This window comes from Yoonia sp. SS1-5 (assembly GCF_038443705.2).
Lineage (GTDB): Bacteria > Pseudomonadota > Alphaproteobacteria > Rhodobacterales > Rhodobacteraceae > Yoonia > Yoonia rhodophyticola.
In genome coordinates, this window is sequence record NZ_CP151767.2 from 2,997,517 (window position 1) to 3,016,746 (window position 19,230).

General features: G+C 56.6%; 30 protein-coding genes. 26 read left to right on the top strand and 4 right to left on the bottom strand.

Features of this window, described 5'->3' with window-relative positions; translation table 11 throughout:
- Positions 1-23 precede the first annotated feature (23 nt).
- The 13 genes from AABB31_RS16190 (at position 24) to rpmD (ending at position 6,140) form a co-directional block, all read left to right on the top strand.
- On the top strand, positions 24-371 hold the full coding sequence (locus AABB31_RS16190; protein WP_373635007.1) for a hypothetical protein: 348 nt from the start codon (positions 24-26) through the stop codon (positions 369-371).
- A gap of 339 nt (positions 372-710) precedes the next feature.
- Entirely contained in the window at positions 711-1,673 is a 963-nt protein-coding gene (locus tag AABB31_RS16195) for a DUF2971 domain-containing protein (protein ID WP_342077164.1), read from the top strand.
- A gap of 151 nt (positions 1,674-1,824) precedes the next feature.
- Positions 1,825-2,031, top strand: coding sequence for a 50S ribosomal protein L29 (rpmC, locus tag AABB31_RS16200; RefSeq protein ID WP_342077163.1), 207 nt, complete (start codon positions 1,825-1,827; stop codon positions 2,029-2,031).
- A gap of 3 nt (positions 2,032-2,034) precedes the next feature.
- Positions 2,035-2,265: a 30S ribosomal protein S17 gene (gene rpsQ / locus AABB31_RS16205; protein WP_045997902.1), complete on the top strand. Its 231-nt coding sequence runs from the start codon at positions 2,035-2,037 to the stop codon at positions 2,263-2,265.
- A gap of 77 nt (positions 2,266-2,342) precedes the next feature.
- Complete coding sequence (rplN, locus tag AABB31_RS16210; RefSeq protein ID WP_108386712.1) at positions 2,343-2,711, top strand: 50S ribosomal protein L14; 369 nt, start codon at positions 2,343-2,345, stop codon at positions 2,709-2,711.
- Positions 2,711-3,016, top strand: a complete 306-nt coding sequence (gene rplX, locus AABB31_RS16215) for a 50S ribosomal protein L24 (protein WP_342077162.1) — start codon at positions 2,711-2,713, stop codon at positions 3,014-3,016. The genes rplN and rplX overlap by 1 nt, the downstream gene beginning before the upstream one ends.
- A complete protein-coding gene (rplE, locus tag AABB31_RS16220) occupies positions 3,016-3,579 on the top strand; it encodes a 50S ribosomal protein L5 (RefSeq protein WP_342077161.1) in 564 nt (187 codons plus the stop codon). Before rplX ends, rplE begins: the two co-directional genes overlap by 1 nt.
- Positions 3,580-3,592: 13 nt before the next feature.
- A complete protein-coding gene (rpsN, locus tag AABB31_RS16225; RefSeq protein ID WP_342077160.1) occupies positions 3,593-3,898 on the top strand; it encodes a 30S ribosomal protein S14 in 306 nt (101 codons plus the stop codon).
- Positions 3,899-3,910: 12 nt separating this feature from the next.
- Positions 3,911-4,303, top strand: a complete 393-nt coding sequence (gene rpsH, locus AABB31_RS16230; protein ID WP_342077159.1) for a 30S ribosomal protein S8 — start codon at positions 3,911-3,913, stop codon at positions 4,301-4,303.
- Positions 4,304-4,314: 11 nt separating this feature from the next.
- Complete coding sequence (gene rplF, locus AABB31_RS16235) at positions 4,315-4,848, top strand: 50S ribosomal protein L6 (protein ID WP_373635009.1); 534 nt, start codon at positions 4,315-4,317, stop codon at positions 4,846-4,848.
- Positions 4,849-4,859: 11 nt separating this feature from the next.
- Entirely contained in the window at positions 4,860-5,225 is a 366-nt protein-coding gene (rplR, locus tag AABB31_RS16240) for a 50S ribosomal protein L18 (protein ID WP_342077158.1), read from the top strand.
- Positions 5,226-5,362: 137 nt separating this feature from the next.
- Entirely contained in the window at positions 5,363-5,938 is a 576-nt protein-coding gene (gene rpsE / locus AABB31_RS16245; protein WP_342077157.1) for a 30S ribosomal protein S5, read from the top strand.
- 13 nt (positions 5,939-5,951) lie between these two features.
- Complete coding sequence (gene rpmD / locus AABB31_RS16250) at positions 5,952-6,140, top strand: 50S ribosomal protein L30 (protein ID WP_108386720.1); 189 nt, start codon at positions 5,952-5,954, stop codon at positions 6,138-6,140.
- Between the two features lie 347 nt (positions 6,141-6,487).
- Here the strand turns inward: rpmD and AABB31_RS16255 are convergent, their stop codons facing one another.
- A complete protein-coding gene (locus AABB31_RS16255) occupies positions 6,488-7,105 on the bottom strand; it encodes a hypothetical protein (protein ID WP_342077156.1) in 618 nt (205 codons plus the stop codon).
- Positions 7,106-7,586: 481 nt separating this feature from the next.
- Between AABB31_RS16255 and rplO the strand changes: the two genes are divergently transcribed.
- From rplO to rplQ, 7 genes are all read left to right on the top strand, one after another.
- The gene (gene rplO, locus AABB31_RS16260; protein ID WP_342077155.1) at positions 7,587-8,060 is read left to right on the top strand and encodes a 50S ribosomal protein L15; all 474 of its coding nucleotides are present in this window, start codon (positions 7,587-7,589) and stop codon (positions 8,058-8,060) included.
- A gap of 124 nt (positions 8,061-8,184) precedes the next feature.
- Positions 8,185-9,525, top strand: a complete 1,341-nt coding sequence (gene secY / locus AABB31_RS16265; protein ID WP_342077154.1) for a preprotein translocase subunit SecY — start codon at positions 8,185-8,187, stop codon at positions 9,523-9,525.
- Positions 9,522-10,166, top strand: a complete 645-nt coding sequence (locus tag AABB31_RS16270; protein ID WP_342077153.1) for an adenylate kinase — start codon at positions 9,522-9,524, stop codon at positions 10,164-10,166. The genes secY and AABB31_RS16270 overlap by 4 nt, the downstream gene beginning before the upstream one ends.
- Before the next feature lie 261 nt (positions 10,167-10,427).
- On the top strand, positions 10,428-10,796 hold the full coding sequence (gene rpsM, locus AABB31_RS16275) for a 30S ribosomal protein S13 (RefSeq protein WP_342077152.1): 369 nt from the start codon (positions 10,428-10,430) through the stop codon (positions 10,794-10,796).
- A 15-nt stretch (positions 10,797-10,811) separates the two neighbouring features.
- Complete coding sequence (gene rpsK, locus AABB31_RS16280) at positions 10,812-11,201, top strand: 30S ribosomal protein S11 (protein ID WP_008236527.1); 390 nt, start codon at positions 10,812-10,814, stop codon at positions 11,199-11,201.
- 108 nt (positions 11,202-11,309) lie between these two features.
- Positions 11,310-12,326: a DNA-directed RNA polymerase subunit alpha gene (locus AABB31_RS16285; RefSeq protein WP_342077151.1), complete on the top strand. Its 1,017-nt coding sequence runs from the start codon at positions 11,310-11,312 to the stop codon at positions 12,324-12,326.
- 136 nt (positions 12,327-12,462) lie between these two features.
- The gene (gene rplQ / locus AABB31_RS16290; protein WP_342077150.1) at positions 12,463-12,882 is read left to right on the top strand and encodes a 50S ribosomal protein L17; all 420 of its coding nucleotides are present in this window, start codon (positions 12,463-12,465) and stop codon (positions 12,880-12,882) included.
- A 156-nt stretch (positions 12,883-13,038) separates the two neighbouring features.
- Here rplQ and AABB31_RS16295 read toward each other — a convergent pair whose 3' ends face one another.
- Positions 13,039-13,434 (bottom strand): DM13 domain-containing protein, encoded by a 396-nt coding sequence (locus tag AABB31_RS16295; protein WP_342077149.1) that lies wholly within the window; start codon positions 13,432-13,434, stop codon positions 13,039-13,041.
- A 193-nt stretch (positions 13,435-13,627) separates the two neighbouring features.
- Here AABB31_RS16295 and AABB31_RS16300 point away from each other — a divergent pair, with 193 nt between their 5' ends.
- The gene (locus tag AABB31_RS16300; RefSeq protein WP_373635811.1) at positions 13,628-14,155 is read left to right on the top strand and encodes a TetR/AcrR family transcriptional regulator; all 528 of its coding nucleotides are present in this window, start codon (positions 13,628-13,630) and stop codon (positions 14,153-14,155) included.
- 125 nt (positions 14,156-14,280) lie between these two features.
- On the opposite strand, the gene AABB31_RS16305 is transcribed toward AABB31_RS16300, so the two are convergent.
- Together AABB31_RS16305 and merF are read right to left on the bottom strand one after the other, a co-directional pair.
- Positions 14,281-14,505 carry a GDCCVxC domain-containing (seleno)protein gene (locus AABB31_RS16305; protein WP_342077147.1) on the bottom strand — a complete coding sequence of 75 codons (225 nt, stop codon included), beginning with the start codon at positions 14,503-14,505 and terminating at the stop codon, positions 14,281-14,283.
- Positions 14,481-14,690, bottom strand: coding sequence for a mercury resistance system transport protein MerF (gene merF, locus AABB31_RS16310; protein ID WP_342077146.1), 210 nt, complete (start codon positions 14,688-14,690; stop codon positions 14,481-14,483). The genes AABB31_RS16305 and merF overlap by 25 nt, the downstream gene beginning before the upstream one ends.
- 322 nt (positions 14,691-15,012) lie before the next feature.
- Between merF and AABB31_RS16315 the strand changes: the two genes are divergently transcribed.
- The 5 genes from AABB31_RS16315 to AABB31_RS16335 are packed head-to-tail and all read left to right on the top strand — an operon-like array spanning position 15,013 to position 19,134.
- Positions 15,013-16,323, top strand: coding sequence for a replication-associated recombination protein A (locus AABB31_RS16315; protein WP_342077145.1), 1,311 nt, complete (start codon positions 15,013-15,015; stop codon positions 16,321-16,323).
- 31 nt (positions 16,324-16,354) lie between these two features.
- A complete protein-coding gene (crcB, locus tag AABB31_RS16320) occupies positions 16,355-16,714 on the top strand; it encodes a fluoride efflux transporter CrcB (RefSeq protein ID WP_342077144.1) in 360 nt (119 codons plus the stop codon).
- The gene (locus AABB31_RS16325) at positions 16,711-17,766 is read left to right on the top strand and encodes an RluA family pseudouridine synthase (RefSeq protein ID WP_373635012.1); all 1,056 of its coding nucleotides are present in this window, start codon (positions 16,711-16,713) and stop codon (positions 17,764-17,766) included. The genes crcB and AABB31_RS16325 overlap by 4 nt, the downstream gene beginning before the upstream one ends.
- Positions 17,759-18,430: an HAD-IA family hydrolase gene (locus AABB31_RS16330; protein WP_342077143.1), complete on the top strand. Its 672-nt coding sequence runs from the start codon at positions 17,759-17,761 to the stop codon at positions 18,428-18,430. The genes AABB31_RS16325 and AABB31_RS16330 overlap by 8 nt, the downstream gene beginning before the upstream one ends.
- The gene (locus AABB31_RS16335) at positions 18,427-19,134 is read left to right on the top strand and encodes an ATP12 family protein (RefSeq protein WP_342077142.1); all 708 of its coding nucleotides are present in this window, start codon (positions 18,427-18,429) and stop codon (positions 19,132-19,134) included. Before AABB31_RS16330 ends, AABB31_RS16335 begins: the two co-directional genes overlap by 4 nt.
- The last annotated feature ends 96 nt before the right edge of the window (positions 19,135-19,230 follow it).

The following is a 19,230-nucleotide window of genomic DNA, read 5'->3' on the forward strand; positions in this document are numbered from 1 at the left end:
AGCACGGTATTGTCTCAAGAATAATGACAGATCGGGGACAGCGTTTGTTCAACCTATTGAAGCTCGCCTTGATTGCTGCCGCGCCTTTCTTTGCTGGCGATGCACGCGCGCAGGGCATGGAACTTGTTTTCACACAAGAGATCGGCGGCCCATACACGCAGGATTGGTGGACGGCCTACCTGACCGATGCGGGCGAGGCCGGACACGAGATTTACGTCAAGGGTGACGGTAAGAATGGCGACTTCTTTGGTGTGCTGCGGCTGGACTGCGCAACGCCGCGGCTTTCCCGGTGGCTCGCGCTGGGGGGATATCTGAGTGAAGACGACGTGCCGGCGGAAGCTGTGCGCGAGATCAGGCAGCGATATTGTTAGAGCGGCGCGATTAAGAATTCGCGACAGTGGGCGCGGTGGAGGCCCCGGACCAAGTCCGGGGCTGCGTCGCGACAAAGCGCTGAGGGCAGCGCCCGACCTGGAGGGCGTTTGCTAGGATTGTGTTATGGGTGATGGTGCTACGAGGGCTGGTGTTGTATTGTTTGAGACGTTGCAAGAGCGCGCTCCGGGGGGAGGTCGGGCGCTGCCCGGCGGTGCCGCCGGGCGAGGGATTGCAATTATTGCCTGAGCGCCCCAGTCTTTGTCAGCTATTGGAGTTAATACCACACCTGCAACCGTAGCTAATAGTTTTGCGATTGCATATTTAGCGAGGGACTCAGCTTGAACGAATACGACAAGGACATGCTCACTTACATGAATGTGTTTTTTCCCGGATATCTGGAGAGAAACGCCCAAAAACTCTCTGATGGCCAACGACTTGTCTATTACACATCCGCGGAGACCGCTCAGAAGATCATTCAAGATCAGCATCTGTGGTTGAGAAACGCTAGCTTGATGAACGATTTCTCCGAGATATCGTATGGGTTAGAGTTCGTCGCCGAAACGTTGTTACGCGATAGCGGTCAGGAATTCCGTGATGCAGTTTCTGAACTTAATCCAGAAGTCCTAGAGCTTACCTTGGACAACCTTCGTGGTTGGGAGCAAGATTGGCGGTTAGAGACCTACATTTCGTGTGTGTCTGAACATGACTTTTCTGAAGACCAGAGTGGACGACTTTCAATGTGGCGAGCGTATGGCGATGTTGCACTCGTACTAAATAGCACCCCGTTCGGTGCAGTAACTGACAAACTAAAGGTTTACTCAACTGAGGTGAACTACTGGGACGGAACGCATCTTAAAGCACACTTGGATGACATCATTCTCAAGATTGATGAAAACTCAGATTATTTATCAGAGTTGTCGACAAATCAGTTTGTTGGATTTCTACATGAGAAGTTCAAGATAATGGCTTTGGCCACAAAGCACCCCGGTTTCAAGGAGGAGCGGGAGTGGCGTATCTATTTTAGACCGTCTGAGTTGGGCGAAGATGACTGTATTCTTTCCAAAAAGATTGTTGTTCTCGATGGTGTTCCTCAAACAATTTGGTCATTGCCGTTGCGCCACGATCCCGACAATGGTCTTTTTCACGCCGATTTGCCAAGCCTTCTGGACCGCCTCATTATTGGCCCCACAGAATATCCGTACGTTTCTGCCGAAGCTTTCCGAGAACTGTTAGTAAGAGCGGGCGTTGACGCCTCGGACCCGAAAGTGACTGTTTCCGATATTCCACTGAGGTCCAAGTGAATTGGTGATCCCGCCACCTGATGCACGAGTGGATATAATGGCCCTTGCCAACCCAACTTCCTCCCCCTATACGGCGCACTTCTACACCCCTCCACCGGGAATCGGGTGACGTTTTGCGCGGCCCACCGGTGATGTTGAAAGGACCAATGGCATGGATGCCAATGAACTGCGGGAGAAAACTCCCGATCAGCTTCGTGAAGAGCTGACAAATCTGAAGAAAGAAGCCTTTAACCTGCGTTTCCAGCAGGCCACTGGCCAGTTGGAAAACACCGCTGCAATGCGTGCTGCCCGCCGCAATGCAGCCAAGGTCAAAACCATTCTGAACGAAAAAGCTGCCGCAGCAGCCAAGGAGGCTTAACCTATGCCTAAGCGTATCCTGCAAGGGGTTGTGACAAGCAACCAGAACGCCCAGACCGTCACTGTATCGGTCGAGCGTCGTTTCAAGCACCCGCTGCTGCAAAAGACCGTCCGTAAGTCCAAGAAGTACCGGGCCCACGACGAGAACAACGCTTTCAACGTTGGTGACACAGTCCGCATTCAGGAATGTGCCCCAAAATCGAAAACCAAACGCTGGGAGGTGATTGCCTCCTGAGGCGGTCACACCCGGTTTAATGAAACCCTGGGGCGCCGGTCAGAAATCGGCATCTCCCCAAAGGTCGGAGAAACCAAATGATCCAGATGCAGACCAATCTGGATGTTGCTGACAACAGCGGCGCGCGCCGTGTTCAGTGCATCAAGGTTCTGGGTGGTTCTCACCGTCGTTACGCCAGTGTTGGAGACATCATTGTCGTATCGGTGAAAGAAGCCATCCCGCGTGGTCGCGTAAAGAAAGGTGACGTCCGTAAGGCCGTCGTCGTACGCACCGCCAAAGAAGTTCGCCGCGAAGATGGCACCGCCATCCGCTTTGACAGCAACGCTGCTGTCATCCTCAACAACAACAATGAGCCGATCGGTACACGTATCTTTGGCCCGGTTGTGCGCGAGCTGCGTGGCAAGAACTTCATGAAGATTATTTCTCTCGCTCCGGAGGTGCTGTAATGGCTGCCAAGCTCCGCAAAGGTGACGACGTGATCGTTCTGGCCGGTAAGGACAAGGGCAAGAAGGGCACAATCAGCTCTGTCGACCCCAAGTCAGGCAAGGCGATTGTTGATGGTCTGAACATGGCTGTCCGTCACATGAAGCAATCCCAGACGACGCAGGGTGGCCGCACCCCAAAGGCGATGCCGATCCAGCTGTCGAACCTGGCTATCGTTGACAAGAATGGCAAAGCGACCCGCGTTGGCTTCCGCATGGATGGCGACAACAAGGTCCGTTACGCCAAGACAACAGGGGATGCGATCTGATGCTTGATACCGCAAACTATACCCCCCGTTTGAAGACCGAATACACTTCCAAAATTCGCGCCGCGATGAAGGAAGAGTTCGGCTATAAGAACGAGATGCAGATCCCGAAGCTGGACAAAATCGTCCTGAACATCGGCTGCGGTGCAGAAGCTGTCCGTGACAGCAAGAAAGCAAAATCCGCACAGGAAGATCTGACAACCATCGCCGGTCAGAAGGCCATGACAACACGCGCCAAGAAATCCATCGCTGGTTTCCGCGTGCGTGAAGACATGCCACTGGGTGCAAAGGTGACTTTGCGCGGCGACCGGATGTTTGAATTCCTGGATCGTCTGATCACTGTTGCAATGCCTCGTATCCGTGACTTCCGCGGCGTATCTGGCAAGTCTTTCGACGGTCGCGGCAACTATGCCACTGGCCTGAAAGAGCATCTGGTGTTCCCCGAGATCAACTTCGACAAGATCGATGAGAACTGGGGCATGGACATCGTCATCTGCACAACAGCGAACACTGACGCTGAAGCAAAGGCACTGTTGAAGCACTTCAACATGCCATTCAACAGCTGAGGGGAAATTAGATATGGCTAAGAAATCCATGATCGCACGCGAAGTGAAGCGTGAAAAGCTGGTCAAGCAGTATGCCGAAAAGCGTGCCGCCTTGAAAGCAATCATCAACGACAAAGAAAAGCCCGTGGAAGAGCGGTTCAAGGCCACACTTGAACTGGCCAAACTGCCCCGGAACTCTTCTGCGACCCGTTTGCACAACCGTTGCCAGCTCACCGGGCGTCCACACGCCTATTACCGTAAACTGAAGATCAGCCGGATCGCGCTGCGGGACCTTGGGTCCAATGGCGAAATCCCCGGCATGGTCAAGTCAAGCTGGTAAGGAGCATTTGATATGAACGATCCTATCGGTGATATGCTCACACGTATCCGCAACGGCCAGATGCGTGGCAAGGCGGCGGTGGAAACACCAGCGTCCAAGCTGCGTGGCTGGGTTCTGGATGTGTTGTCTGACGAAGGCTACATCCGCGGCTATGAAAAGAAGGACGGCAAAGACGGCCATCCTGCTTTCAACATCGAGCTGAAGTATTACGAGGGCACCCCTGTTATTCGTGAAGTGAAGCGGGTTTCTAAACCCGGTCGTCGCGTTTATCTGGGCGCTAATGACATCCCATCAGTCCGTCAGGGCCTGGGTGTGTCGATTGTCTCCACCCCCAAAGGTGTGATGTCGGACGCGAATGCACGCGCAGCCAATGTTGGCGGCGAAGTGCTTTGCACCGTATTCTAAGGAGATCGTAGATGTCTCGTATTGGGAAAAAACCGGTTGAGCTGCCATCAGGTGTTTCTGCATCTGTCAGCGGTCAGACCATCGAAGTGAAGGGCCCCAAGGGCACCCGCAGCTTCAAAGCAACCGACGATGTATCCATCACCGTTGACGGCCAGGCCGTCACCGTGGAACCCCGCGGCAAATCCAAGCGCGCCCGCCAGCAGTGGGGCATGAGCCGCACGATGGTTGCGAACTTGGCCACGGGTGTTTCCGAAGGTTTCAAGAAAGAGCTTGAACTGTCTGGTGTTGGTTATCGTGCGCAGATGCAGGGCAATGTCCTGAAACTGTCGCTTGGTTATAGCCATGACGTGAATTTCGAAGTGCCCGAGGGTGTCACAGTGACAGCCGCAAAGCCCACCGAAATCACAGTGGAAGGTATCGACCAGCAGCTTGTTGGCCAGGTCGCGGCAAACATCCGCGAATGGCGTAAGCCAGAGCCCTACAAGGGCAAGGGCATCAAGTACAAAGGCGAATATATCTTCCGCAAAGAAGGTAAGAAGAAGTAAGGACCGCAAAAATGGCAAACAGCAAGAGACAACTGTTTCTGAAGCGCCGTATGCGCGTTCGGAACAAGCTGCGCGGTGTGACCGCCAATCAAGGCCGGGCCCGTTTGTCCGTGCACCGCAGCAACAAGAACATCAGCGTCCAGCTGATCGACGATGTAAACGGCGTGACAATCGCGTCGGCCTCATCGCTCGAAAAAGCTCTGGGCGTGGTTGGCAAGAACAACATCGAAGCGGCCACAAAGGTGGGTTCTGCAATTGCAGAGCGTGCCAAGAAAGCCGGCGTCGAGGTTGCGTATTTCGACCGTGGTGGTTTCCTTTTTCATGGCAAGATCAAGGCCTTGGCCGATGCTGCCCGTGAAGGTGGCTTGAAAATCTAAAAGGTAAGATGGGTTAAAACCCATCTTACGACCCTGTAGTTGTCCCGCGCGATGTGGGTCAGCTCGATGATCCGGGAGCGATGCTCACTTGGATTGGACAACCGGGCGGGAGCCCAGAATGACAAAGGATGCCATCAATGGCAGAACGTGAAAACCGCGGCCGTGGCCGCAACCGTGAAGAACAGGCCCCCGAGTTTGCTGACCGTCTGGTCGCGATCAACCGGGTGTCCAAGACCACAAAAGGCGGCAAGAACTTTGGTTTTGCAGCCCTTGTCGTTGTGGGTGACCAGAAGGGCCGTGTCGGATTTGGCAAAGGGAAAGCCAAGGAAGTGCCTGAGGCAATCCGCAAAGCCACTGAGCAAGCCAAGCGCCAGATGATCCGCGTGCCTTTGCGCGACGGTCGTACCCTGCACCACGACATGGAAGGCCGTCATGGCGCCGGTAAGGTTGTGATGCGGACCGCCCCTGTTGGTACCGGGATCATCGCCGGTGGTCCGATGCGTGCCGTCTTCGAGATGTTGGGCGTACAGGACGTTGTGTCCAAATCCATCGGGTCCGCAAACCCCTACAACATGATCCGCGCCACCATGAACGGCCTGACCAAGTCGCAAAGCCCACGCAATGTGGCCCAGCGTCGTGGCAAGAAAGTGGCTGACATTCTGCCCAAGCGGGACGAGGCACCAGCCGCCGCCCCCGCCGAAGCTGACGCATAAGGAGACCTGACAGATGGCTAAAACAATCGTCGTCAAGCAGGTGGGTTCGCCCATCCGTCGCCCCGAAAAGCAGCGTGCCACGCTGATCGGCCTTGGCCTGAACAAAATGAACCGCACCCGCGAGCTGGAAGACACCCCTTCCGTGCGTGGCATGGTGAACTCTATTCCTCACCTCGTAGAGATCATCGAAGAACGCGGTTAAGGATGCGGCGCCCGTAAGTGCGTCGCTTAAGAAACAGATAAACGCCCTCGAGAGATCGGGGGCGTTTTTCTGTTCGGAGATGGGGTGGAGATGAACTCCGGGAACCTACGGATATTGGAATTGACCTGCGCCCCTAAAAGGCTCTCGATTTGAGGTTGGTCTGGTCGCTAGCTGAGGAAACAAAAGAACATCATGCTGGGCTGGACGCGAAGGCACTGTGCCCGAAGCGGGGGCAGTGATGCGACTGTCTATAAACGGGGGTGAGCGGACAGTGAGGTCACCCTGCAAACTGCAAACGCCACCGGGATGTTCCGACGGCGTTTGTGGTAATCCCTAGATCGCGATGATCAGAACGTATATCGCAGGCTGAGACCGAAATCGAACCCGTCAAGTTCCGTTGTGTCATCGGCGGATGCCGCAGGTGATGGCGTGCAGGCGTCGGCGCTGGGGCCCGTGCATTCGGCGGTTTCATCCAGGTCGACCCAGCTATAGCCTAGTCTTGAGACGGCCGCGATATTATCTGTAATCGCGGCATTCACCCCGAGCGACAGCCCGATCCGGCGTCCGTCCATTTCTTTGATCAGGAAGTTTCCGCTTTCGTCGGCCAGGTTTGCTTCGTGGTCAATCCGGGCCCAGCGCAGGCCAGATGTCCATGACCACGTGTCGTTGATGGCCATCTCATGCTCGACCCGCACACCCAGTTCGCGCCATTCAAAATATCCGCCAGGATTGTCTGTGGAAATGACGCCCCTGTTTTCGCTGGACGCCCCGTCAAAGGCCTGACTGTAATAGGGGCTGACGATCCACCGGCGCTGATTTTGGCCCAGATCACCGCTTGCGAAGTTCAGGGCGAATGTCAGGTTGCTGGCCTCGGCTCCGGCAAACTCATCTACTGCGGGTGGCGTTCCGCCGAAAAGATGCGCGCCGTCGAACTCGGCCCCTTCGATGCCTGCCTCGGCGCCCATGAGATGCCAGCCTCTGGTTGGCTCCGGCTGGGGCGCTGGTGCTTCAATAATGGGGTCTGCGAGCCCGCCTGCAAAGCTTGCAGTGCTCAGAGATGCGCATGAAACGATGCAAAGACCGGTGAATAATGTGGTTGTGAAAGCCCTGTGAAATGTGGCCATGTGAAATCCTACTTGTTACATACCCGCCACCGGCGCAGTCCCTAGCAGCGCTTATTGGCCAAAAAAAGGCCATTTGGGTATTCTTGGTGAACAGGTTTGGCCCGCCGATGCATGATGACATCATATGTTTTAGTGTCCCGCCTTTGCCGAAGCCTGAACTGTTCGATAACGGCATACCAACAGTGTGCCCCTACATTCTTGACCTGTTCCTGCACCCCGTCTATACGCCGCTGGTCGGCAGGCATACGCCCCGACTCAGATGAAACGCCGTGTTTGCCCGCTCCCGTCGCTGGGGGGTAGTTCCGGCCAAAGGAGAAGCGACATGAAACTGAACGAACTTTCCGACAATCCGGGCGCCACACAGCGCAAGAAGCGTATTGGCCGTGGTCCGGGTTCCGGCATGGGTAAGACCGGTGGCCGTGGTATCAAGGGTCAGAAGTCCCGTTCCGGTGTGGCCATCAAAGGCTACGAGGGCGGCCAGATGCCACTCTACCAGCGTCTGCCGAAGCGTGGCTTTAACAAGCCGAACCGCAAGGCATTTGCTGTGATCAACCTGGGCCTGATTCAGAAATTCATCGACGAGGGCAAGATCGACGCCAAAGCAGACATCACTGAGGATGCGCTGGTGGCATCCGGTCTGGTCCGTCGCAAAAAGGACGGTATTCGCGTGCTGGCCAAGGGTGATTTCAAAGCCAAAGCCAAGATCACGGTCACGGGCGCATCCAAGGGTGCCGTCGAGGCTGTTGAGAAAGCGGGCGGCTCACTGACCGTCACAACACCGGCAGCGGCTGAGTAAACCCTTGTGGGTGGCCGGGTGGTCGCCTACATAATTCTTCGAGTTTTCCAAAACGCCGCTGCCCGGGGAACCGGTTGGCGGCGTTGAGCATGAAAGGCCCCTTATGGCTTCTGCAGCAGAGCAAATGGCATCCAACATCAGTTGGAGCGCCTTCGGCAAAGCAACTGAACTCAGGCAACGGATCCTTTTCACGATCGGCCTGTTGATCGTCTACCGGCTTGGCACGTTCATTCCTGTTCCGGGCATTGATACAGCCGCGCTCGCCCAGTTCATGGAAGATGCGCAGGCGGGTATCGGTGGCATTCTGTCGATGTTTACCGGTGGCGCCCTGTCCCGGATGGCGATCTTTACCCTTGGGATCATGCCATATATTTCTGCATCCATCGTGATGCAGCTGCTAGGGTCCATGTGGGAGCCCTTGAAGAACCTCAAGAAAGAGGGCGAGGCCGGCCGCCGCAAGCTGAACCAATATACCCGATACGGGACGGTCATTCTGGCAACAGCGCAGGCTTACGGCCTTGCTGTCAGCCTGGAGGCTGGCGGTCTTGCTGCTGATCCGGGGCTGTTTTTCCGCGCCTCCTGCGTGATTACCATCGTTGGCGGGACAATGTTCCTGATGTGGTTGGGCGAACAGATCACCGCCCGCGGCATCGGCAACGGTATTTCGCTGATCATCTTTGTTGGTATCATCGCCGAGATCCCTGCAGCCATGGCCCAGTTTCTGTCGCAAGGGCGGTCCGGTGCGATCAGTCCGCTGGTGATTGTGGGCATCATCCTGATGGTCATCGTCATTCTGACTTTTGTGGTGTTCATGGAAAGGTCCCTTCGCAAGATCCATATCCAATACCCACGTCAGCAGCGCGGCATGAAGGTCTATGATGGCTCTTCCAGCCATCTCCCGATCAAGGTGAACCCGGCCGGTGTGATCCCGGCGATCTTTGCCTCTGCCCTGCTTTTGCTGCCGACCACGATCAGCACATTCAGCGGCGGGACATCGGGGCCGGTCATGTCGACCATCCTTGCGCTATTCGGGCCGGGGCAGCCGCTCTACCTGATTTTCTTTGGTGGGATGATCATCTTTTTCACCTATTTCTATACGCGCGAAGTAGCGTTCAAAACGGAAGATGTGGCCGAGAATCTCAAGAACCAGAACGGGTTTGTCCCCGGTATTCGTCCGGGCAAGAAGACGCAGGAATATCTGGATTACGTGGTGACCCGTATTCTGGTCCTTGGCTCGGGCTATCTTGCGCTTGTGGCCTTGTTGCCGGAAATCATCCGGGCCGAGCTGTCAATCCCGTTCTATTTCGGCGGTACCTCGGTGCTGATTATCGTGTCCGTGGGGATGGACACTATCCAACAGATCCAATCCCATCTGGTGGCACACCAATACGAAGGTCTGATTGAGAAGTCGCAATTGCGTGGTAAGCGCGGTGCAGGCAAACGCAAAGGACCGTCGCGTCGATGAATATCATACTGCTGGGACCGCCGGGGGCGGGTAAGGGAACACAGGCACGCAAGCTGGTAGATGAACGCAATATGGTGCAGTTGAGCACCGGCGATATGCTGCGCGCGGCTCGCACCAGCGGGACCGAGATGGGCAAGCAGGTTGCCGCCGTCATGGACCGTGGAGATCTTGTCACCGACGAGATTGTCATCGGTTTGATCCGCGAGCAGCTGGAGGCTGATACCGGGGCTGGTGGCTACATCTTTGACGGCTTCCCCCGCACATTGGCGCAGGCCGATGCATTGGGCCGCCTTTTGGTTGATATGGGCGAAAACCTGGATTGCGTGATCGAGATGCAGGTCGACGATGAGGCCCTCGTCGCCCGTATTACCGCCCGTGCGACATGCAAGGATTGCGGCGAAGTCTATAATGACAACACCAAACCGATCCCGGCAGACGGCAATTGCACCAATTGCGGGTCGCGCCAGATCGAACGGCGTGCGGATGATAATGAGGAAAGCCTCAAGACCCGGTTGATGGCCTACTACAAGCAGACCAGTCCGCTGGTCGGGTACTATTATGCTAAGGGTGATCTGAAATCCATTGATGGCCTGGCCAGCATGGATGAGGTTGCAACGAGCATCGCAACAGCGTTGGGTTGAGCCAACAAAATTTTTGCAAAAATTTTGTCCGACAGATGGATTTTCGCGAAAATCCATCGCCCCTCGGGGCACCTATTGACCATCAGGGCGATGCCCCCTAAACAGCGCCATCCCGCAAGGGAATCAACTTGTCTGTTAAGGGTCGCGCCCTGAAACTGACGACCACCTGATATGACGCAGCCCGGCGCCCAAACGCTCCGGGCTTACGTTGTGAAAAAAGGGTCTGGAATGACGGACCCGCAACGAAAAGGAATTGCACACGTGGCACGTATTGCCGGCGTAAACATACCCACTGGAAAGCGGGTTCCAATCGCCCTGACCTACATCACCGGAATTGGCCCTGCCAAAGCCGAAGAAATCTGTGAAGCAACCAAGATCGACCGCGCCCGCCGCGTCAATCAACTGTCCGATGCCGAAGTTCTGGCCGTGCGTGAATATATCGACGCCAACCTGATGGTTGAAGGTGACTTGCGTCGCGATACGCAGATGAACATCAAGCGCCTGATGGATCTGGGTTGTTACCGTGGCCTGCGCCACCGCCGTAACCTGCCGGTCCGCGGTCAGCGTACATCAACCAACGCACGTACACGCAAAGGCCCCGCAAAGGCCATTGCCGGTAAGAAGAAATAAGGGAGGGCTTGATCCATGGCACGTGATACAAAACGCACCAAAAAGAAGGTCTCCAAGAACATCGCCGCTGGTGTGGCGCATGTGAACTCTTCTTTCAACAACACGAAAATCCTGATCTCTGACGTGCAGGGCAACGCCATTTCATGGTCCTCTGCGGGTACGATGGGTTTCAAGGGCTCTCGGAAGTCTACGCCTTATGCGGCCCAGATGGCTGCGGAAGATGCGGGCAAGAAGGCACAGGATCACGGCGTCAAGACGCTGGAAGTCGAAGTGCAGGGCCCCGGTTCTGGCCGTGAAAGTGCGCTGCGCGCGCTGGCTGCTGTTGGTTTCAACATCACATCGATCCGTGACGTGACCCCAATGGCCCATAACGGCTGCCGCCCACCTAAGCGTCGCCGCGTATAATTACCCAACGCTTTGGGGTCGTGTGTTTTCGCACGGCCCCAATCCGTCATTTTAAACCTCGGGCGTTTGCCTTTTTGGACATGAAGGCAGACTGGTATGGAGGGACATATGATCCACAAGAACTGGGCTGAGTTGATCAAACCAACTCAATTGGAAGTAAAACCGGGCAACGACCCGGCACGACAGGCAACCGTCATCGCTGAGCCGCTGGAACGTGGTTTTGGTCTGACTTTGGGCAACGCCCTGCGCCGCATTCTGATGTCGTCTTTGCAGGGTGCCGCGATCACTGCAGTGCAGATCGACAATGTTCTGCACGAGTTCTCATCCGTGTCTGGTGTGCGTGAAGACGTCACCGATATCGTGCTGAACCTTAAAGGTGTTGCGATCCGCATGGAAGTCGAAGGCCCCAAGCGGCTGAGCGTTCAGGCCAAAGGCCCTGGCGTTGTGACGGCGGCTGATATCTCTGAAACCGCAGGCATCGACATTCTGAACAAAGATCACGTGATCTGTCACCTGGATGACGGTGCTGACCTGTACATGGAACTGACCGTCAACACCGGTAAAGGCTATGTCGCCGCCGACAAGAACAAGCCAGAAGATGCGCCCATCGGCATGATGGCGATTGATGCGATCTATTCACCGGTCAAGAAAGTCAGCTATGATGTCCAGCCAACCCGCGAAGGGCAGGTTCTGGATTATGACAAGCTGACCATGAAAGTTGAAACTGACGGATCACTGACCCCTGACGATGCGGTCGCTTACGCGGCCCGCATCCTGCAGGATCAGCTGTCGATCTTCGTGAACTTTGATGAGCCTGAATCCGCACAAGCTGGTGCCGACGATGACGGTCTGGAATTCAACCCGCTGCTTTTGAAGAAAGTGGACGAGTTGGAGCTGTCTGTCCGCTCTGCAAACTGCCTGAAGAACGACAATATCGTGTATATTGGTGATCTGATCCAGAAGACCGAAGCCGAAATGCTGCGCACGCCGAACTTTGGCCGCAAATCCTTGAACGAGATCAAGGAAGTGCTGTCAGGCATGGGGCTGCACCTTGGTATGGACGTCGAGGACTGGCCACCAGACAACATCGAAGATCTGGCGAAGAAGTTCGAAGATCAGTTCTAAGATCGTAGGATGGGTTTAAACCCATCCTACCAAATGCCCGCGTAGGCGGGGAACATCTGGGCAATTCCGCCCCAAGGAGAGTGGCAGACACGCATCTGACCGCCAGACAAAGCATAAGACTTTAGGAGACTGAAAAATGCGTCACGCAAGAGGTTACCGCCGCCTGAACCGCACACATGAGCACCGTAAGGCGCTCTTGTCGAACATGGCAGGCTCGCTCATCGAACATGAGCAAATCAAAACAACACTGCCCAAGGCGAAAGAACTGCGCCGTGTGGTTGAAAAGCTGGTCACACTTGGCAAGCGCGGTGATTTGCACGCCCGCCGTCAGGCTGCCGCCCAGCTCAAGCAGGACAAGGACGTCGCCAAGCTGTTCGAAGTCCTCGGCCCGCGCTACGCCGAGCGTCAGGGTGGTTACATCCGCATCATGAAAGCCGGTTTCCGTTATGGGGACATGGCCCCAATGGCGATCATCGAATTTGTTGATCGCGACGTGGACGCCAAAGGTGCCGCCGACAAGGCCCGCTTGGCCGAATATGAGGCCGCCGAAGACTAGGTCGCCTTACAGATCGATTTGCACATAAAAGGCCCCGCATTGCTGCGGGGCCTTTTATGTTTGGGCGGTTGCCGCACTGTCGCGGGCACCTGGAAAAGGCGGACCACCAGACACGAACCATGCTTGGTGGCCATCGCCAGGTCGTTTGTTTTGAGCTCAGGAAATCTGTGCAACGCCCAGCGGAACGCCAAATTCCAGACACCAGATATACACTTCGTTGAAGTCATCGACATTGACCGAAGCCGGGACGATGTAGACCTGAACGCCCGTCAGATTCTGAAGTTCGCCCAGATCTGCAGCCTCTGCGTAGACACCGTCTTTACCAAAGCCCACGCGTGGATCAGGGGCACCGTCGAGGCTGAAATTGCTGTCGAGTATCACAACTGCGCCGCCGTCTGCTGTCTTAACAATCTGGACGCCGCCCGTCGTGATGTGCTCGCTTGCGCCACTAAAGGTGCCGGCTACGGGTTTGGTGACCTCGTCAGCTGACGCCGCCGTAAAGCCGATTGTCGCAATGGTAAGTGTGATGAGTGCGGTTGAGAAGAGTTTCATATTTTGATCCTTTGTGCATTTTCTAGCGGACATTGATCGTCCGAATGCGCCATCGTTAGCATTAGGAACTGACCAGTTCCAAACACGGTTGCGTGATTAGGAACTGCTTGGTTCCAAAATTGGGAAACCTGTATATATTTGCCCTATGGCAAGACCAAGAGAGTTCGAATTTGACGAAGCTGTCGCCCGCGCGATGAACGTTTTCTGGACGTTGGGTTATGATGCCACAACGACAGATCAGTTGTTGCAAGGGATGAAGCTGACACGCGGCAGCTTGTACAAGGCCTTCGGCGACAAGAAACAATTGTTCCTTAAATCATTGGAGCTTTATGACCAGCGCGAGGTGCAAGAGGCTGTTTATGCGCTGGCGACGCCGGGCACGTCGGGAGCAGAGCGCATCAGACTCTTGTTTTCGTCAATTGCCAACGCGGTCGAGGCCGGAGATCATATTGGCTGCCTGCTTTGCACAACATTGTCGGGCCCGTCGGCAACCGACCCGGAAATTGCGGCAAGCACGTCGGCTCAGGCACAGAAATTGCGTGATGGTTTTTCAATCGCGCTGAAACATGATGGTGATGGCAAGTACCCAGACAGTTATGCCGACTTGCTTGTTACACAATATGTTGGGCTGCGCATGCTCTCCAGAGCGCGGGTTCCCGTTGCAATCATTCGGGAAAGCGTGGATGCCATCAGCCAGCTGCTTGAGCGTCCGGATCAATAGCAACTGCCCCGGCAGGCAAACTATATCAAGATCGCCCGGGATGACGCCACTGCGGACCTGAGCGACCAAGGCACCGAATGACTATCCCGTTCCGCACCGTCGCTACTGATCATCTGAAGGGCAGGTCAGGTGCCGCAGGATTTGCCTTCCTGGATTGGCGGGCAAGGGACAGTCGCGTAGGAACAATAAACACAGCAGTCACCTTCAAGCGGTTTCAAGACTGTTTTGCATGACCTGCACTCGTAAAACCACTGGCATGCATCAGTTGGCATGGTTTCGGTTTCGACATGTCCACAGGACGGACAGGTCAATGTCGAGCTCAACACTATTTTTGTTTCGCCATTCGCCATAGTGCGTACCCCGTCAAAATGAGAAATCCAGCCAAGACTGGTAAAAGGACCGCGTCATTATATATCACGCCAAGCAGCCCGGTGAGGCCGAGCGCCGTCAGTATAATCGGCAATAGTGGCGTGAAGCAGCACAGAACCGCTAGAATCGTGCCGCCCAATCCGATCACGAGTAGTCGGTTGTTCATTATGTCTCTCTCCACAAGTCGCGCCTGACCGATTGCGCGACCTTTGACGCTGGCGGCGCATTATTGGCCGAACATACCCCAATTCCGGATTGTATCATCGTTTTCGGGATCCTTTTTTGGGTCCGTCACGAAACAGTGATGACGGGGCAGCAGCATGCCCGATGCTCGACCCACTGATGGGCGACCGCGCCGGTGATGGTTTCCATGCAACGCCGGCCCCTTGCAATCCTACCCCCGCCCGAACATATCTGGTGCGCCATGATCTTTGCGTACCCATCAGTTCAATTTGCCGCAGCCCGCAGTGGCTGGTTAGCGTGCGTCGATGGCTGATCTCTTCGACACTGGTGCCGCGACGCCACCCACCGCACCCCGTCCCCTCGCGGATCGTCTGCGCCCTGCCAAGCTGGCCGATGTGATCGGGCAGGATCAGGTGCTTGGCCCGGATGCGCCACTTGGCACGATGCTGGCGTCGGGATCTTTATCATCGCTGATTTTCTGGGGTCCGCCCGGGGTCGGCAAGACCACGATTGCCCGGCTGCTGGCCGATGAGACGGACCTGCATTTCATCCAGATCAGCGCGATCTTCACCGGTGTTCCCGAATTGCGCAAGGTGTTCGAGGCGGCCAAGATCCGCCGCCAGAACGGCAAGGGGACATTGCTGTTCGTTGATGAAATCCATCGTTTCAACAAGGCGCAGCAGGATGGGTTTCTGCCGCATATGGAAGACGGCACCATCCTTCTGGTCGGCGCCACAACCGAGAACCCAAGTTTCGAATTGAACGCAGCGGTGTTGAGCCGGGCGCAGGTGTTCATCCTCAAGCGGCTGGACCTGAAGGATCTTGAGTTGTTGGCCCAACGGGCGGAACAGGAGTTGGGCAAGGGTTTGCCGCTGGACGGACCGGCCCGCGAGGCCTTGCTGGAAATGGCCGACGGCGATGGTCGCGCCCTGCTGAACCTGATCGAGCAGGTCGCAGCCTGGAAAGTGGATGCCAAGCTATCAACCGATGATCTGACAAAGCGGTTGATGAAGCGGGCGGTGAAATACGACAAGACCGGCGATGAGCACTACAACCTGATTTCCGCTTTGCACAAGTCCGTGCGCGGGTCTGATCCGGATGCCGCGCTGTACTGGTTCGCGCGGATGCTGGAAGGGGGCGAGGATCCCCGCTTTCTGGCCCGGCGTATCACCCGCATGGCCGTTGAGGATATTGGTCTGGCCGACCCACAGGCGCAGGCCGTGTGCCTGCAGTCATGGGAGACGTACGAGCGGCTGGGCTCGCCAGAGGGCGAATTGGCGTTGGCCCAGGCGCTTGTCTACCTTGCGCTGGCGCCGAAATCGAACGCGACCTATGTGGCATATAAGGGCGCTGTGAAGGCCGCCAAGCAGACCGGATCAGAGCCGCCACCCGCGCATATTCTGAACGCCCCGACGGCCTTGATGAAAGAGCAGGGATTTGGGGCGGGCTATGCCTATGATCACGATGCCGAGGATGCGTTTTCGGGGGCCAACTATTTCCCCGACACCATGAAGCGTGGCGTCTATTACACCCCAGTTGATCGCGGGTTTGAGCGGGAATTGAAAAAACGCGTTGACTACTTTGCGGGTCTGCGTGCGAAACGCCGCAAGAATTGACATCGGCCTGCGAAAGGGCGATGGGACGCGCATGATGACACCTGTGATCTCTGTCGCTTTGGGCGGCGCGTTGGGCGCTGTGGGCCGTTACCTTGTTGGGGTAGCGGTGGCGTTCCCTTTCGGCACCTTGGCGGTCAATGTGATCGGGTCTTTTGCCATTGGCCTTTTGTGGGTCCTGCTGGCCGCACGGGGCCTTCAGCATTGGGTGCCTTTTCTGATGACGGGGTTGCTGGGCGGGTTCACGACGTTTTCCGCCTTTTCGCTGGATACGTTGCGACTGGTTGAGGCTGGACGTGTGACAGCCGCAGGCGGCTACGTACTGGCGTCTGTCATGTTGTCGTTATTGGCCTGCGCGCTGGGTCTGTGGTTGGCCAAAGGAATGACGACATGAGCGGTGTGCAGACGCGGGTCATTGGCCCTGATGATGGGGATCAACGGGTCGACCGCTATTTGCGCCGCCTGTTTCCGCATTTGACCCAGGGCCGGATCGAGAAGATGTGCCGCAAGGGTGAATTGCGCGTCGATGGGGGGCGGGTGAAGACCGCAACCCGCCTTGAAGCGGGCCAAAAGATACGTATTCCCCCCCTCCCGACCGAGGAAGAGGCGAATGCGCTGCGTTCGCTCGCCAAGCAAGGCGTGACCAAGGCCGATGCCAAACTGATCCAGTCCTGTGTGATTTATAAGGACGACCATATCATTGCGATTAACAAGCCCGCGGGCCTCGCCACGCAAGGTGGGTCCAAGACCACCCGCCATGTCGACGGCATGGCTGAGGCGTTGACCTTTGGCTATGAGGAAAAGCCGCGCCTCGTTCACCGGCTGGACAAGGACACGTCGGGTGTTTTGCTGCTGGCCCGGACCCGGATGATGGCCAAGCAGTTGACAGAGAACCTCAAGCACCGTGAAACCCGCAAGATCTATTGGGCTGCCGTGGCAGGTGTGCCGCATCCGCGTGCCGGGACGATCAAATACGGGCTGGTCAAGGCCCCCGGTCACGGCAGAGGCGGCGAGAATGAAAAGATGCGTTGCGTGCATCCACGCGATGTCGACAGCACCGAAGGCGCCAAGCGGGCGACGAGCGACTATGCGGTGATGGATCAGCTTGCCAGCCGGGCCGCATGGTGTGCCTTGGTTCCGATCACAGGCCGGACCCATCAGTTGCGCGCCCATATGGCCGAGATCGGGCATCCCATTATCGGCGACGGCAAATACGGTGGATCAGGGCAGGAAAACCTTGGCGACGGTTGGGGCGCCGGGATGGGATCAGAGATCGGGCGCAAGATGCATTTGCACGCCCGTAGCCTGACCATCAAGCATCCCGCGACGGGTGCTACCTTGCATCTCACCGCGGACCTGCCCGAACATATGCAGAATACCTGGGATTTTGTCGGTTGGGTCGTAGGCCATGCGCCGGTGGATCCGTTCAATATGCCTGATGAGTGATCTGCGGCTTGTCATCTTTGACGTCGACGGCACGCTGGTCGATAGTCAAACCGAGATTTTCGCAGCCATGACAGGTGCGTTCAGGGCCGAGGCGCTTGCGGTTCCGGATCGAACGGCGGTGCTGTCGATTGTAGGCCTGTCGCTGGACGAAGCCTTTGCGCGGCTTTGCCCCGATAGCGACGCCGCCCTGCGGCGGCGCCTGGTGGATGGCTACAAGGCCTCCTTTGCCGGATTGCGTGCCGAGAACAGGGAGATGGGCCCACTATTTCCCGGCGCCAGGGCGGTGTTGCGCCAGCTGGAGTCCATCGACGACGTTCTTTTGGGCGTCGCGACAGGCAAATCGCGTCGCGGTCTCGACAAGGTGCTGGAGCGTCATGACCTGCAGGGCGTTTTTCATACCGAGCAGGTTGCAGACCATCACCCGTCCAAGCCCAACCCCTCGATGATCCTGACCGCGCTGAACGAGCTTGGGGTCGCCGCACGGTCTGCGGCCATGGTGGGTGACACGACATTTGATATGGATATGGGGCGTGCGGCTGGTGTGCATACGGTTGGGGTAAGCTGGGGTTATCACCCCGCAGACAGCTTGCGTCCGGATGTTCTGATTGATGCGTTTGACACCCTTCCTGCGGCAATCAACAAGGTGATGGATACAGAAAGATGAGCGATTGGCAGCCAAAACGGTTCTGGAAGGTAGCAGAGGTCGTTGCCGGGCCAGAAGGCCACGAAATCCACCTGGATGGTCGGCCGGTCAAAACGCCAGCAAAGGCATCGCTTGTGGTGCCAACGGACGCCATGGCGCGTGCAATTGCACAGGAATGGGACGCACAAGCGGATAAAGTTGATCCGCGGACCATGCCCGTCACCCGCAGTGCGAACGCAGCCATCGACAAGGTGCGCGTCCAGCGCAATGAGGTCATTGACCTACTGGCAGAGTATGGCGACAGCGATTTGCTATGCTACCGCGCGTCGGGGCCGGAGGGTCTGGTCCTCAAACAGGCAGCGGCATGGGATCCGATGCTGGAATGGGCGGCCCAAACGCTGGGTGTCCATCTGGCGGTCGGTCAAGGTGTCATGCATGTCGCGCAGGATCCGGGGGCGGTTGCGCGTCTGCGCAGCGAAATAGCGGGGCTTGATGAATTCGCGCTTGCCGCTGCGCATGATTTGATCAGCCTGTCAGGATCACTGGTGCTGGCCTGTGCGGTAATGCGTGAACACATTGCGCCGCAAGATGCATGGGACAGATCCCGCGTGGACGAGGATTGGCAAATCAGTCAGTGGGGCGCCGATGACGAAGCCAGCGCCGCCGCCGAAGTCAAACGGGCCGCTTTTTTTCACGCCGCAAAGTTTTATGACCTTACGTCATGATCAACGAAAGGGAGTGTTTGCCCGCATTGTCCCTAAAAATGCCGATTTATTGAGCAAATGCACCCGCTTTTCCACTGTCGACCCTTGACGTCAATC

What these genes read in the sequence shown, in the direction of transcription:
- AABB31_RS16315 (WP_342077145.1), top strand. Translation starts at nt 15,013, where the DNA reads ATGGCTGATCTCTTCGACACTGGTGCCGCGACGCCACCCACCGCACCC.
- AABB31_RS16255 (WP_342077156.1), bottom strand. Translation starts at nt 7,105, where the DNA reads ATGGGCGCCGAGGCAGGCATCGAAGGGGCCGAGTTCGACGGCGCGCAT.
- secY (WP_342077154.1), top strand. Translation starts at nt 8,185, where the DNA reads ATGGCATCCAACATCAGTTGGAGCGCCTTCGGCAAAGCAACTGAACTC.
- rplE (WP_342077161.1), top strand. Translation starts at nt 3,016, where the DNA reads ATGCTTGATACCGCAAACTATACCCCCCGTTTGAAGACCGAATACACT.
- rpmD (WP_108386720.1), top strand. Translation starts at nt 5,952, where the DNA reads ATGGCTAAAACAATCGTCGTCAAGCAGGTGGGTTCGCCCATCCGTCGC.
- AABB31_RS16330 (WP_342077143.1), top strand. Translation starts at nt 17,759, where the DNA reads ATGAGTGATCTGCGGCTTGTCATCTTTGACGTCGACGGCACGCTGGTC.
- rplR (WP_342077158.1), top strand. Translation starts at nt 4,860, where the DNA reads ATGGCAAACAGCAAGAGACAACTGTTTCTGAAGCGCCGTATGCGCGTT.
- rpsN (WP_342077160.1), top strand. Translation starts at nt 3,593, where the DNA reads ATGGCTAAGAAATCCATGATCGCACGCGAAGTGAAGCGTGAAAAGCTG.
- AABB31_RS16325 (WP_373635012.1), top strand. Translation starts at nt 16,711, where the DNA reads ATGAGCGGTGTGCAGACGCGGGTCATTGGCCCTGATGATGGGGATCAA.
- rplF (WP_373635009.1), top strand. Translation starts at nt 4,315, where the DNA reads ATGTCTCGTATTGGGAAAAAACCGGTTGAGCTGCCATCAGGTGTTTCT.
- AABB31_RS16300 (WP_373635811.1), top strand. Translation starts at nt 13,628, where the DNA reads ATGAACGTTTTCTGGACGTTGGGTTATGATGCCACAACGACAGATCAG.
- rplX (WP_342077162.1), top strand. Translation starts at nt 2,711, where the DNA reads ATGGCTGCCAAGCTCCGCAAAGGTGACGACGTGATCGTTCTGGCCGGT.
- rpsH (WP_342077159.1), top strand. Translation starts at nt 3,911, where the DNA reads ATGAACGATCCTATCGGTGATATGCTCACACGTATCCGCAACGGCCAG.
- AABB31_RS16295 (WP_342077149.1), bottom strand. Translation starts at nt 13,434, where the DNA reads ATGAAACTCTTCTCAACCGCACTCATCACACTTACCATTGCGACAATC.
- rpmC (WP_342077163.1), top strand. Translation starts at nt 1,825, where the DNA reads ATGGATGCCAATGAACTGCGGGAGAAAACTCCCGATCAGCTTCGTGAA.
- AABB31_RS16285 (WP_342077151.1), top strand. Translation starts at nt 11,310, where the DNA reads ATGATCCACAAGAACTGGGCTGAGTTGATCAAACCAACTCAATTGGAA.
- rpsK (WP_008236527.1), top strand. Translation starts at nt 10,812, where the DNA reads ATGGCACGTGATACAAAACGCACCAAAAAGAAGGTCTCCAAGAACATC.
- crcB (WP_342077144.1), top strand. Translation starts at nt 16,355, where the DNA reads ATGATGACACCTGTGATCTCTGTCGCTTTGGGCGGCGCGTTGGGCGCT.
- AABB31_RS16335 (WP_342077142.1), top strand. Translation starts at nt 18,427, where the DNA reads ATGAGCGATTGGCAGCCAAAACGGTTCTGGAAGGTAGCAGAGGTCGTT.
- rplQ (WP_342077150.1), top strand. Translation starts at nt 12,463, where the DNA reads ATGCGTCACGCAAGAGGTTACCGCCGCCTGAACCGCACACATGAGCAC.
- merF (WP_342077146.1), bottom strand. Translation starts at nt 14,690, where the DNA reads ATGAACAACCGACTACTCGTGATCGGATTGGGCGGCACGATTCTAGCG.
- AABB31_RS16190 (WP_373635007.1), top strand. Translation starts at nt 24, where the DNA reads ATGACAGATCGGGGACAGCGTTTGTTCAACCTATTGAAGCTCGCCTTG.
- rplN (WP_108386712.1), top strand. Translation starts at nt 2,343, where the DNA reads ATGATCCAGATGCAGACCAATCTGGATGTTGCTGACAACAGCGGCGCG.
- rplO (WP_342077155.1), top strand. Translation starts at nt 7,587, where the DNA reads ATGAAACTGAACGAACTTTCCGACAATCCGGGCGCCACACAGCGCAAG.
- rpsQ (WP_045997902.1), top strand. Translation starts at nt 2,035, where the DNA reads ATGCCTAAGCGTATCCTGCAAGGGGTTGTGACAAGCAACCAGAACGCC.
- AABB31_RS16305 (WP_342077147.1), bottom strand. Translation starts at nt 14,505, where the DNA reads ATGGCGAATGGCGAAACAAAAATAGTGTTGAGCTCGACATTGACCTGT.
- rpsE (WP_342077157.1), top strand. Translation starts at nt 5,363, where the DNA reads ATGGCAGAACGTGAAAACCGCGGCCGTGGCCGCAACCGTGAAGAACAG.
- AABB31_RS16270 (WP_342077153.1), top strand. Translation starts at nt 9,522, where the DNA reads ATGAATATCATACTGCTGGGACCGCCGGGGGCGGGTAAGGGAACACAG.